Source organism: Chitinibacter bivalviorum (assembly GCF_013403565.1).
Lineage (GTDB): Bacteria > Pseudomonadota > Gammaproteobacteria > Burkholderiales > Chitinibacteraceae > Chitinibacter > Chitinibacter bivalviorum.
The window spans coordinates 3,366,029-3,379,292 of sequence record NZ_CP058627.1 but is presented as its reverse complement, the minus strand read 5'-3'; the positions used below and the strand labels follow the sequence as shown (position 1 = coordinate 3,379,292).

Sequence of the window (13,264 nt, the reverse complement as noted above, 5' to 3'; positions counted from 1 at the left end):
AATACCCCGCTAGCGATGAAACTTCTCAAGCCAGAGCAGGGCATCAGAACGACACCGCAATATATCTGTAACGCTTAAACCCAGCGCAGAGCCCAACCGGGCGATGGCATTTTTATCTTGGATCTCAACGGCCAATGCCAATTGCAGATAAGGAAAATAAGGGCCTTGTCGTTTGAGCAAGGCGGTAGAAATTGCTTCGGGTAATACCAAGACTTGCAACGCCTGCGCCAAGGGCTTTTGCAAGAGCGCATCCATCAAAGACAAAGTGCCCATCAGGAATAACTGCTCGGCCTCCTCCTTGCCTAGCCGCTGCAAGCCCAGATTTTCCAACATGCGCGCACGCAGCAGTGCGGCATCTAAAAAATGCAAATCATGAATCGGATTGGTATCTGCGCTATAGAGCAACAAAGTGAGCCAGCGATACAAACTATCGCGCCCCAGTGTTTTCAAGACCTGCTCTGCGGTCGTAACCTCTTGCGCCAAAGCTAAAGCAGGAGAATTCACCATGCGCAACAGCTTATAAAACAAAATCGGGTCGGCCTTGAGCGCGTCGACTAATTCCAGCGTGCCCGCTTCGGTACGGATCAGATGCAGTAGCAATAAAACTTGCGAGCGCATCACTTGCGGCGCTTGTTCTTCCCAGCGGCTGCGTGCACTAATAAATGGGCCTTGAAAATAAGCGACCCGATCGCCCAGCAAAGTCGAATGCCGGACTGAATCAAAGGCTTCGCTTGAATCAATGTGGCAGGCAATCAGCTGCAAATGGGTATGATCGCTCAGCCATTGCACAACATCAGCGGCAAAAGTCCATTCTTCTTGTAAATCGAGTACCGCAAATTCTAATTCATTGACCAATTGTGCCATGCCACCATTGGCGCATTCATGCGCAGTAATGCCAAAGCGCAGGCCGATTTGCTTTAATTGTGTGACCTGCTCGACCACCTCTGCGCTAACGTCATCCTCACCAAAACGCAAAATCAATACGCATTGCGCAGCCGGTAAATACTGTAAATTGGGGTCAAAAATATGTTGGGCTTCAAAACTCACCAGCGCAAAGCGATGACCCAATAATTGCGCCATCGGCATGCCGACCAACTGACTGACCAAGGCCTGGTCATACAAGCGGCGCATTGCATGCCCCAAATACACCCGATTGGTGATGGCCTTTTTGAGCATAAATTCGTGCCCAACGACCCGCTCATCGCGATTGACGATGGTTTCACGGCACAGGATGGTTTTCGTGTCGGCACTGTGAGCCGCTTCATGCGCCAGCACTTCTTCCTGCCGAGGCGAGAGCGCATTCAATAATTCAAATGCATCTGGCTCCGCCTTGCCTGACTCAGACAATATTCGATTAAATAGCTTACCCATGATCCAACTCGAAAGAAGCTGGATTTCAGTATAGCGAGCATGGCGCTCAATTCAGTTGCATCGCGGTATTTTGTTGACCCAAGGGCAAAATAAAAGGCCTGTTCGCATTGAACAGGCCTTGTTTTTGCTGCTCTAAACCCCCGCTAATGCGGGAGCTCAGGGATAGCTAATTACTGAGCAACTTTACCCATTTGTTTCATCAATGTAGCTTGGCTGTCATCACCATCCAGAGACCAGCTGAACATACCGCCCAAGCCTTTCGCTTTAGCGTAGTCAATCTTAGTTTGGATCACTGCTGGTGTGTCATAAGACCAGAAGTTAGTACCGTCAAATTTCCAAGACTGTTTAGTTGTTGGGTGAACGAATTCGTTACCCGCAGCATTTTTCAGTACTTTGTAGTCTTCGATACCTGCTTCGTAAGTACCACGTGCAGCTTGAGTTGCTTTTTGGTACAGACCGTTGTTCGCGTTAGTCACACCAGTCCAACCACGACCGTAGAATGGTATACCTACTACCAATTTCTTCGGATTCACGCCAGCGTTCAACAACTGGTTAGTTGCATCATCGATGTTGTAGTAAGAAGTCAGGCTACGTTTGCTTGGGTCTTTTGGATCCAAGTAGTTCGGGCTAGCTGGGTCAGCGTACAAGTGCGACTGGAAGTCAGTAGGACCTTGAGCAGCCCAACCGCCGTTGAAGTCGTACGTCATCATGTTGATCCAGTCGAGGTAACGGCTGTATTCACGTGGCTCAGTTTGGTCGATCTTGTCTTTACCCACACCGATCGCTACGGTCAACAGATATTTCTTCTGGTTAGCAGATGCGATTTCATCCAATTGTTTGCGGAACTCAGCCAGCAACAATGTGAAGTTTTGTTTATCGGCAGCAGATACATTGTTGTATGGCTGGCCGATTACACCTGGGAATTCCCAATCGATATCGATACCGTCGAAGATGTTAGCAGCAGAACCTACGCCGCCACGGCCATCAACCACTGGCAAGTTACCTTTGATGTAGATGTCGATACACGATTTAACCAATTGTTTACGCAGGCCATCAGTTGCAGCAGCTTTAGAGAACCACTTAGACCAAGTCCAGCCACCCAAAGAGATGAACAATTTGGTGTTTGGATATTTAGCTTTGTACGCTTTCAATTCGCGGAAGTTACCAGCCAATGGATCATCCCACTTGATCGTGTCAGAAGCATCAACGCGACGTTTAGCAGTCAGACCAAAGTCAGCCCAAGCATCGCCACCGGTACCAGCGCCTGCTGCATTCGCATCAGTTGCACCTGGTTCCAGTTTGTTGACGATACCGCACTCATAACCACCATTTTTCTCGTAGATGTTACCGAATGCGTAGTTAATGAATGTCAGGTGAGCAGCAGAACCGTTGCTGATGATGTCCGCAACTTGGAAGTCACGACCATACACGCCCCACTGAGTGAAGTAAGAACCCACTTGTGGTTTAGTTGGAGCAGCAACTTCTTGGCCTGGAGCCAAAGTCGCAACTGGCGTTGGAGCCGCGGTAGGTACCGCAGTTGGAGCTGCAGTTGGCGCTACAGTTGGTACCGCTGTTGGCGCAGGCGTTTGACCTACTGGCGTTGCAGTTGGAACTGCTGTCGGAGCTGTAGTTGGAGCAGCTGTAGCAGATGAACCGCTGCAAGCGCCTTCATCTTTCCAAGGACCCCACTGGTCAGCAGCATTAGGTGCTTGACCTTGTGTCCACCATTTAGCTGAGAATTTTTTACCGTTATAAGCAACAGTAGCACCACCTGAGTAAGCCTTAGCAGCATCCCAAGCAGCAACATTGTCACAACCTGCAGCAGGCGCTACTGGTGTAACTACTGGAGCAGCAGTTGGTGTTACAACTGGAGCAGTAGTCACAACTGGTTTAGGAGTCGCAGTAACCACTGGCGCGCTAGTTGGTGCAGCTGTTGCAGAAGCAGTACCTACTGCTTTCCACAAAGTTGGCGTAGAGGCTGGATTCCAGTTAGCACCAACGTATGCAGTATGCGTAACGAGTGCTTGGTAGTCTTGACCAGAATAAGAAACAACTGCGCCAGCGTTGTAGGTCGTGCCTTCTTTCCATGCGTCAGCCGCATAAGAGAAGCTAGCAACAGCCATCATGGCAGCAGGGATTGCAGCTACAGCAAAACGATTAAAGTGCGACATAAAGGGTCTCCATCCTCATTTGTTTTGGCATCACTCGCGCAATGCAATTGGTACTAACCAGATCTTGCGGCCAGTCAGCTAAACGAAAGGTTTTGCTGTATTTGGCTCTTCGACTTTGCCACTCACCGTGTAGTGAATCGCGTTGATATGTATTAATCGCCAAACCGAAATTCTTGTCAACACCCTTTTTTTAGAAAGTTTTTTTGTCACTCAACCCGCATTAACTTTTTTTAAGAAATACTACCAACTACATAAATTTTAAATTTGTGCATCGCACCAATTAAGTTCTATTTTCGCATAAAATCTAGATATAAAGCAGGTTTTATGGATGTGCAATCGCAACATTAGCAAATAATGATGTAGCTTTTTTTTCCTTGTTATGTAGTTCACCCCGATATAACTACGCAAATTTTTTTGGTTTTTTTAGAACCGACTGGGGTTTTACTGTACGAGGCAGGCTGAATTTGCTTTCTATTAAATTACCAATAAAAAACACATTCGTCAGAGACAAAAAACTTACTCGAAATTCAAATAGCATCAGAAAAAAATAATATTCGTCAGCAACTGGTATCTGTGGCAAAACAAAATAAACCTCTACCTGCAGATGTGATTTGCATCACACATTCTAAATATCCATTTTCACTCGCGTCATTTACTTGTGGGGTGCTTTTTCACTTCGCAACAAAAACGTACACCCCAGCCATTCAACGCATTAGTCTCTAATATCTCTATTAATTGACTGGCCCAAGCCCTGAGTTCGTTGAATTTAAAACTCACAACGGCAAGCGCCTTAAGCCTTGAGTGGCAGCGTAGGCTGAGGCTTTTATGATTCGAGAGCGCGAACCATGAGCTAATGCGGCAAACGCAGTGCGCACACACCAACTTAGACTCAGCGGTTAGACCACACCTAGCCCCAAACTAAACGCTCACCTCCCGTAGAGCGGGGACAATGCTTTCGGCCCCAAAATCAACTCGGCACCACGGCCTCAATTTCATAATGGGTATATAGATACACATCAATAAAATATTAGCCTTCATAGATATACCCTCAATCAGCAATGTGCTCATTCTATGTTTCTGTCCAGCGTGGCTCGCTTTGGGCGCTCAGTCCAGAGACTCAACTCTGCAAGGTTCAAAAATCCGTACGGCAGTAGGCAAACAGTTGATCTCGCCGCTCGAAACAACAAGACACGAGACATGCTTGGCTTTGGTTTAGCCTGGGTAAAGCACCAAGGGAGGCAGCGCGGAGCACTGTTGTTGACTTCTATTGGCTTCCATTCGCCAATAAAACCAAGCTGTTCGCGTCTTTCATAGCAACAATAAAGCAGTCGTACTGACGGCAGAACACGCTCAAACCCGAGAAAATTCAAGCGCAATAAAAAAGGCACCCCGAAGGGTGCCTCATTAATACCCAAGATTAACTTGGATTATTGCAATGTAGCAGCTGGCAATTGTGGGTACTCAGCTTTGATTGCGTAGGTTTTGCCACCGATTGTAATCACGAAGTTGCTTGGTGTTGTGATTGGCAATGAGTAGTTCAACACGATGTCCATGCTTGCGCCTGGAGCCAGGGTTTGCCATGTTGGCAAGCTGAACTCAGCAGTATGGAAGTCGCCTTTGAAGCCGCCTACGTTATTACCAGTATGCTCAGAAGCCACTACTTTCAGACCAGCGCCTGATTGGTCAGACATAGTGCCTGGTGCAGCAACAGAGTACTGGAATTGCACTTTCGTACCACCGGCAATCGCCGTAGCTGATTTGTTAGTGATCTTCAGCGTTGGGTTCAGTGGATAGTTCTGATCGCCCAGTTTGAAGTTAGTCATATCAAATACGAGATCAACGGTCTCTGTTGGCATCGCTTTCTTAGCGCGTTTGTTACCCATTGGGGTCGCGGTTTTGAAGTTAGATGCAAACAGTTTGGTCAATGTTGTACCTGGTACGTATTCACCTTTTGCCGCATTCCAGTCGTAGTCACCTGCCAACTCCCAGAACATTGCACCACCTACGCCATTCGCAACGATCCAGTCAGCTTTCTTCTGGATAGATTGCTCATCTTCCGTAGAGATGAATACTTTCTTAGATGCATTCCACAACCATGGGGCAACCAGAGTTGCATCGTAGTTACGAACATAAGTACCAGTCAGATCAGCAGCAGACAGACCGAATTGGCTCAGGTAAGAACCAGCAATACCTTTTTCCAAGTTTTTCGCGTGCCACATTGGGTTAGAACCAGCGCCCATCTCTTTGCCGTTCTGATCCAGATCGTGCCAGATATTATCGATACCCACCGCACCAACACCACACTCTGTCAGACCTGGGCCGCAGTTTGTTGATTTTGGTGAAGTGCCCCACAGGCCATTCGTGCCGCCAGTTACGTCTTTATGACCACGAGTGTAGTAAGGAACACCGGCATTGATACGACCTGCTGGCAATGCGCCGCGGAAGTAACGGAATGCCCAATCTGTATTCAGGTAGCCGATGCCGCCGTATTGAGCTGTAGTGTAAACAGACCATTTAGCCAGCTCAGCATCTTTACCGTCGTCAAACAGCGCTGCATTTGGACCAACAAACTCGTTCCAAGCACCGTGCAAGTCGTACGTCATCATGTTCACGTAATCAAGGTATTTAACACCTTGGAACGATTCCATACCGCGCAGCAAGTACGCAGAAGATGGAGACGCAATCGTCAGCATGTAGTATTTGCCGTCTTGAACCGCAGCAGTATCGAGTTTGTTACGCAATACGCGCAGCAATTCGCGGTAAGACGCTTGCAGACCTTTCAGACGTGGAGAAGAAACAGACCAATCCAATGGGTTACCAGCTTTATCCATTGTTGTTGGGTATTCGTAGTCCAGATCCGCGCCATCGAAGCCGTAAGTGCGCAGGAATGTCACAACTGAATCAGCAAATGCATTGATACCGGCAGTGTTGATTGAGCCATCAGCATTGGTAGTCATGGTGTAGTAGCCACCAGAAGCTACGCGGCTACCATCAGCAGCGAAGTAGCCGCCAGTTTCAGCCCAACCACCGATCGACACGAGCGTTTTCACGCCAGCGTGTTGTTTTTTGAATTTATTCAGTTGGTTGAAATGACCTTTGTATGGCAGCGTTGGATCCATTTCAGCGCCAGCGATTGCTGGTTTGCCGTCAGAACCATCCCATACCATGCCAGTTGATTCATTACCTGGCGCAGATGCATTTACAGAAACTTGGTTATTGCTATCAATATGCGCAAATGCATAGTTGATGTGAGTCAGGCTATCCCATGGGATATCTTTAGCGAGGTAAGAAGGTAAGCCATTCTTACCAGTACGCCAGTTGGTGAAGTAACCAATGATGCGGCGGTTCAGGCCATTAGCCAGTTTTTCACGACCATTTGTATCGTATACCGCGCAATAAGGCACGTTTGCTACTTCAGATACCAAACCATCTGGGCGGCAAGCTTCGTTGCTACCGACTACTGGAGTTGTAGCTGGTGTTGGTGTTGGCGCAACAGTTACAACCGGAGTTGGAGCAACAGTCACCACTGGCGTTGCAGTCGGAGCAGCGGTCACAACAGGTGTAGCCGTTGGTTTAGTGGTCACAGCAGGCGTTGCAGTTGGAGCTGCAGTCACAACTGGAGTCGCAGTCGGCGCTGCGGTAACTACTGGTGTTGCCGTTGGCGCAGCAGTTACAACTGGAGTTGCAGTTGGAGCTGGCGTAGCAGTGTTATCACACGCGCCTTCGTCTTTCCATGGACCCCACTGATCAGCAGCAGAAGGTACATTACCTTGTGTCCACCATTTAGCAGAGAATTTGCGGCCGTTGTATGAAACAACAGCGCCACCACTATAAGCTTTGCTAGAGTCCCAAGCCGCTGTCGTACCACAGCCAGTCACAGGCGCTGCGGTTGGAGCAACGGTTGGAGCCGCTGTCGGCGCAGTGGTTGGTGCTGCAGTTGGCGCAGAAGTAGGAGCAGCTGTTGGTGCTGCAGTAGGAGCTGGTGTAGAGCCAGTCGAAGCGCCAATCAGTTTCCACAGAGTAGGTGTTGTATCAGGAGTCCAACCCGCACCTACATAAGCGGTATGGGCTACCAAAGCTGAATAGTCATTCCCTTTATAACTAACTACGGCACCAGCTGTATACGTAGTGCCTTCTTGCCAAGCTGGGGCAGCGTAGGCATATACAGCAAACATTGCAGCAGGTAATGCGGCAAGTGCAAGACGATTGAAACGGGACATTGATGTCTCCTCCGATTTTATAAATGGCATTGGCATTAGTAGTGAAGTGGTCTTAACCGCTAATGTCTGCTTGTCACCCTTTTGTAAGATTTGGGCGATTTTTAATGCTAGAGCGCCCAGACCAATTTCCACGCGCCGCCAGTTAGATTGATTAATCCCCAAGCCAATATTCTTGTCAACACCCGTTTAATCGATTGTGATTTGCAGCACGGGGGCATCACGTAGCAAACTACAAAATACTACGAAAAGACCACCATAGAAATTTGTGCGTCGCATCATATTTTAAGTATAGCTATGTTTTTATTGATTATTTTTGCAGCAAAATTCAAGTGCAATACATCATTAGCATATGCTAATGTAGGAATTATCAAATCTATTCGGTAGTTTCAAGCAATATTTTTTGCAAAAAAATAACACGCGATTCGCAAGTTAAAACTATCTCACTCACATCAGGGTTAGACCTTAAACCACATTCTTTCCAAATACTTTCGCAATTGCTTTCGATAAAATTTCAAGGCTAGATTCAGGTGCGATGTCAGAATAGTGGTATTAAGCAATATTGATTGAACACTTCACAAGCCATGTTAAATGACCTCTAATCAGCACGTAATCGATTGCTCCCTGCGATCTGCCTACCAGTTGGCGGCGATGATAAATGGCCGTACGGTAAAACTCGGCTTGCCCGAATTCATCTCATCTGATAAAACCGTGCCTCAAGATGGGAAGTCATAAAGATGCTGATTCGTAAACTATTTAAATTTGAAAATGCCCACATCGTGCGCAACTGCTCGTCTGAGCGTTGTCGCACCTCGATTCACGGCCATAGCTATAAAGTAGAGGTGCTACTGGAGGCGCATGCGCTGGATCATGGACAGATGGTTTATGACTTTGGCTTAATGAAGGGCACCATCCGTGATGTGATTGATGCCTTTGACCATGCAGTCTGCTTTTGGGACAAGGATGAGGCGGAATACATCCGTCTTTGCAAACAATTTTCGGCGCGCTGGATTTCCATGCCGGTATCGCCCTCAGCAGAGCAATTTGCACGCCTCTTTTTTGTGGTCATTGACCGCATTCTGGCGCAAACCATTATGCAAAATGGCGAAGCGGACGTTCGCTTGCATTCGGTCATCGCCCATGAAACAGACACTGGCTATGCACAGGCTTTTCGTGAAGACGCCTACAACCCCAGAATGGGCATAATTGAGTTAGAACAGATTGTTTTTTCTGAACAATGTCAGCTCGAATGGCAAGATCCTGCGATGTATCAGAAGCTACTGGATCAAACTTCATTTTGTAACCCCAGTGTTCCGTTGCAAGTCGCTCCAGACTAAGCAGCACAGGCATACCAGGCAGGGTATTGCTCTAAATATATTACTCGTGAAGGCGCGAATGGCAATACCCTAATCAGGGAAAATCTTGCCCTGATATTGGGCGTAATAAAAAGAATAGCAAAAAGGCGATTGCGCCAAACGGCCAGATATCGCCGATCACCTGCGCCAAGCCATTAAAATGCAACAAATGACCGTATTGCCATTTAAACAGCGGCATCGTGCCAGACAATTGGGGCGTCAACGGCCACACCATACTCACAACCGTGGCCAAGCTCAGACACAAAACCCCCAGCAAGGCGCGTAAAGCGCGTTGCAACTGCCAAGCGAGCAACAATATCAACACGCCGATCAGCCCGCCCAGCGCGATATTCAGATTCAACCAGACAAAAAACTGCTCTGGCTTTAACAACATACCCGCAAACGCCATTTTCAATACTAAAGCCAAGCCCAGCACTGCAAACATGACGCGCGGAATATCCCGCCCATATGCCACTAACACCGAAACAAATAAACCGACGCCAGCCAAATTGAGCATCATGCCGACGCCTTCAAGCGTACGCAGAAATAAGGCCGCATCATTGATAGGCGCAATAAATGGCTGCGGCAGCCCCCTCGCCTCTACCACTACGCCCAAAAACGGCTGAGTCGGGTCGAGTTGCGAAAAAAACCAGAGCATCAGCCAGACGGTTGCCCACTCTGCCGCCCGCCCTGGGGCAATGACTTCATGGCGAAAGATCAGCCAATGCCGCATCCAGCGCCGACTGCGCAATATTAGGCCGCCACAGATGCCGATCATGCCACCAAAGCTATTGCTCAAAATATCCAGATTTGACGCCACCCGCCCCGGCAAAAATTGCTGCGTAAACTCAACGCTACTTGAAATAAGCACACAACAGACCAGAGCGAGCAGCGCGCCAAAGAATCGGTGCTTGAACATCAACATTAAACCCAGCCCCAGCGGGATATAGGCTAATACATTGACGGTGTTATCAAAGATCGTGGCGTAATAAGGCAGCGGATAGCTAAAAAACGCAAAAACGGGCTCGCCCGTGAAGCGCCAATCCGAAAATGGGAAGAGACTCAGAATCAAAATAACCAGTAGCGAGACCGCCACAAAAAATGGCGAAATACGCGTTGGCTCTGCCTGACGAGCTAGATAACGAATCGGGGGAAGTCGATACATAGGAACTCAAACAAAAACGGGGGCCAAGGCCCCCGCTTGCATCAGCATTATTTTGCCGTTTTGACCTGTGTCCACAAGCGACCCAAATCACGCAATTGCTTGCCTTCCAGCGCAGTCAATTGCTGTAGTTTTTTCATCTGTTCGGCAGATGGGAAAACCGCTGAGTTTTGTTTCATTTCAGGTTTTACGAATTGCGCAGCCGCCGCATTCGGCGTGCCAGTACCGATCATATTGGTCAATTCAGCCGCATTTTTGCCATCGAGCATAAAGTCGATAAACTTCGCCGCCAGATCTGGACGTGGTGCAGTTTTCAACACGACCATATTATCAACCGACAAAGTATTGCCTTCTTTTTGCAAACCATACGCTACACCAAAAGCGCGTTTAGCGGCTTTAGCATCGATATTGGCCTGGAACATATCGCTCGAGTAGCCATGAGCGACCCAGATATTGCCCAGCGTCAGCTCTTTGATATAGCTTTGACCATTGAAAGCCGCCCAGAATGGTTTGGCCTTAATGATGGTTTCTTGCGCTTTTTTCCACTCGTCTGGATTAGTTGAGTTTGCAGAAAAGCCGTTATACATCAGTGCAGCGGCGAATACTTCACGGCTGTCATCCAGTACCGTAACTTTACCTTTGATCTTAGCGAGTACGGCTGGATCAAAAATAATCGCCCATGAAGTTGGATCAATGCCCAACTCTTTAATTTTTTTGTCGTTATAGCCAACCAGCGTCGTGCTGAATGCATAAGGTAATGAGTACTTATTGCCTTGATCAAATGCAGCATTCATAAAGGCCGGATTTTCATTTTTGGCATTGGGCAATTTAGCCTTATCCAGTGGCTGCAGCAGGTTTTGCTTCACCATCGGAGGAATCGCAAAGCCCGTTGGTATCACAACGTCGTAGCCTTTGGCGCCCGCAGCTAATTTAGCTAACATTTCTTCCATCGCGCCGTAATAGTCTTGCACGACACGGCACTTGCAGCTCTTTTCGAAATTCTTCACTGTTTCTGGGGCAATGTAGTTATTCCAGTTATACAAGTGCAATACATCTTCCGCACTGGCAGTCCCTGCAGCCAACATCAACGCCAATAAAATTTTCTTCATTTTGTCACCATCAATAGTATGGATAAGTAAACCTTGGCCACCCCAAGAGCTCCGAATTATGCCACGAAAAACCTGCTTTGCTTTTCAATTCGCCGTGGCTTTGTTTTTTTTCAACAAATCGTGCTGCGAAATAAAAAGCAGCGCCGCAGCGCTGCTTTTTGCATAAAAATCAATCCTTTATTCTGCTCGTAGCGCACTCGGCGCCAATTTACTCGCCAACAAAATCAAACATAAGGTCAAGATCATCAATAGCGTCGAAATGGCATTAACTTCAGGCGTAACTGCAATACGAATCATCGAATAGATTTGCAATGGCAAGGTGGAAGCGCCAGCACCCGCGGTAAAGAAAGTGATGACAAAGTCATCGATCGACAAGGTAAACGCCATCAATGCCCCCGCGATAATCCCCGGCATAATCAGTGGCATCGTCACCAAGCGAAACGCCTGCACGGGGGTCGCACCCAGATCCCGCGCCGCTTCCACCAAGGATTCATCCATCCCCTGCAGGCGGGAGCGCACAACGATCGCCACAAAGCCAATACAAAAAGCGATGTGCGCCAAAGTCACCGAGACCAAGCCTAGCGTCATATTGAGCATCACAAAGAAGATCAATAGCGATACGCCCATCAATATTTCAGGAATCGCAATCGGGGTCAGCACCAAGAGCGGCAATAAGCGCAGCTTGTATTTATGCATCGCCAGCCCAGCCAATGTCCCCAATACGGTCGCACAAATACTGGTCACCAAACCAATCAGCAAGGTATTGCGCGCAGCGGTCAGCATTTGGGCGTCGTTAAACAGGATTTCGTACCATTTAAAGGTAAACCCGACCCATTCGGCGTTCAGCTTTGAATCATTGAATGAATACACCACCACGATGATCAGTGGTAAATACAAAAAGGCATACACGAAAAGCGCAGCCGCCCAGAGCCATTTTGACTGCTTAGAGTGCATTACGCTTCCCTCCTCGACCAATCAAAGCGGCCAAGCCCGCCAAACCGAGCACCGCCAAGGTCAACATAATCGACAATACCGAGCCAAATGGCCAATCGCGACTATCGAGGAACTGCTGTTTAATTAAATTACCAATCATAATGCCATCAGTTCCGCCGATTAAATCCGGCACCGCAAACATACCTAAAGCAGGAATAAAGACCAAGGCAGCACCAGCCCATACCCCGGGGAGGGATAGCGGCCAAGTCACCTTCCAGAAACGCTGCCAGCCCGATGCCCCCAGGTCTTGCGCCGCATCCAGTAAAGCCATATCGTGTTTTTCCAAATTGGCATACAGCGGCAAAACCATAAATGGCAAATGCACGTAAACCAACACAATGATCACCGCAAAATGACTAAACATCAGTTGGATCGGGCCAATACCAATCAGTCCCAGCACCTGATTAATCGCCATCGTGAAATAGCCTTGCGGCCCCAGAATAATCATCCATGCATAAACACGGATCAAAAAGTTACTCCAGAACGGCAAAATCACCAGCAAGATCATCAAATCACGGTATTTTTTCGGGCTACGCGCAATCAGCCAGGCCAATGGATAGGCCATCACCAAACACACCAGCGTTGTGATTCCGGCATACCAGAATGATTTAATAAATAACTCGAGATAAATCGAGTCATCAAAAAAACGCCCGAAATTTTCAAAGGTCAGGTAATCGCGCCAATTTTCGCGATTGACCAGCAGCTCGCTCGCGCCAGTTTCTGGATTGGGCGCAATTAAAGGCAGCAAACCACCGTAGTCACCTGGAAAGCGAAACGCTGCAAATGCCATAATCAGCGATGGAATCGCAAAGAAAATGATCAGATACAGCAAGGGTGGTCCCGAAATCAGCCACTTGCTTAAGCGATTAGACTTAGCCATGCTCTA

8 protein-coding genes are annotated in these 13,264 nt (G+C 48.0%); 1 reads left to right on the top strand and 7 read right to left on the bottom strand.

The features are described from left to right. Positions 1–9 precede the first annotated feature (9 nt). From HQ393_RS15975 to HQ393_RS15965, 3 genes are all read right to left on the bottom strand, one after another. A complete protein-coding gene (locus tag HQ393_RS15975; RefSeq protein ID WP_179356510.1) occupies positions 10–1,371 on the bottom strand; it encodes an EAL and HDOD domain-containing protein in 1,362 nt (453 codons plus the stop codon). A 170-nt stretch (positions 1,372–1,541) separates the two neighbouring features. Next, positions 1,542–3,542, bottom strand: coding sequence for a glycosyl hydrolase family 18 protein (locus HQ393_RS15970; RefSeq protein ID WP_246307912.1), 2,001 nt, complete (start codon positions 3,540–3,542; stop codon positions 1,542–1,544). 1,427 nt (positions 3,543–4,969) lie between these two features. Further along, positions 4,970–7,762 carry a chitinase C-terminal domain-containing protein gene (locus tag HQ393_RS15965; protein WP_281361472.1) on the bottom strand — a complete coding sequence of 931 codons (2,793 nt, stop codon included), beginning with the start codon at positions 7,760–7,762 and terminating at the stop codon, positions 4,970–4,972. Positions 7,763–8,496: 734 nt separating this feature from the next. Here HQ393_RS15965 and HQ393_RS15960 point away from each other — a divergent pair. Next, positions 8,497–9,096: a 6-pyruvoyl trahydropterin synthase family protein gene (locus HQ393_RS15960; RefSeq protein ID WP_179356508.1), complete on the top strand. Its 600-nt coding sequence runs from the start codon at positions 8,497–8,499 to the stop codon at positions 9,094–9,096. Between the two features lie 73 nt (positions 9,097–9,169). Here the strand turns inward: HQ393_RS15960 and HQ393_RS15955 are convergent, their stop codons facing one another. The 4 genes from HQ393_RS15955 to HQ393_RS15940 all read right to left on the bottom strand — a co-directional run bounded on the left by HQ393_RS15955 (position 9,170) and on the right by HQ393_RS15940 (position 13,258). Continuing rightward, positions 9,170–10,279 carry a VanZ family protein gene (locus HQ393_RS15955; protein WP_179356506.1) on the bottom strand — a complete coding sequence of 370 codons (1,110 nt, stop codon included), beginning with the start codon at positions 10,277–10,279 and terminating at the stop codon, positions 9,170–9,172. A 47-nt stretch (positions 10,280–10,326) separates the two neighbouring features. Next, entirely contained in the window at positions 10,327–11,385 is a 1,059-nt protein-coding gene (locus HQ393_RS15950) for an ABC transporter substrate-binding protein (RefSeq protein WP_179356504.1), read from the bottom strand. A 177-nt stretch (positions 11,386–11,562) separates the two neighbouring features. Next, complete coding sequence (locus HQ393_RS15945) at positions 11,563–12,339, bottom strand: ABC transporter permease (RefSeq protein WP_179356503.1); 777 nt, start codon at positions 12,337–12,339, stop codon at positions 11,563–11,565. Next, complete coding sequence (locus HQ393_RS15940; protein ID WP_179356501.1) at positions 12,329–13,258, bottom strand: ABC transporter permease; 930 nt, start codon at positions 13,256–13,258, stop codon at positions 12,329–12,331. The genes HQ393_RS15945 and HQ393_RS15940 overlap by 11 nt, the downstream gene beginning before the upstream one ends. Positions 13,259–13,264: the final 6 nt, after the last annotated feature.